Below are 279 nucleotides of genomic sequence, written 5' to 3' on the forward strand. Positions count from 1 at the left end.
GGGTGGCACAGCAACCATACTGTGCCGTCCACCTGCGCCACGGCCGGGTGGATCAACCGCGCCGCCAGCCCCTGGCCGCGATAGGCCGGGTCGACGAACACACCCGTCAGCCACTGCCCACCGACCACGGGTGTCAGGCACAACCCGGCAACGATGGCCGTGTCCCTTGCAACCCCCAGCTGCCCGCCCTTGAGCGCCTTCATCGACGAGTTGTGGCTGCGGTAAAACTTGTTCAGCAGCGGCCATAGCGGCGCGGCCAGCAGTTCGATGTGCATGTTC

At 66.7% G+C, this 279-nt stretch carries 1 protein-coding gene; it reads right to left on the reverse strand.

All coding sequences use genetic code 11. From position 1 onward, the window contains the following. On the reverse strand, positions 1 to 279 hold a 279-nt coding region (locus AC0L3S_RS39325; protein ID WP_473285340.1), incomplete at both ends, for a GNAT family N-acetyltransferase.

This window comes from Bradyrhizobium sp. Ken01, assembly GCF_055807355.1.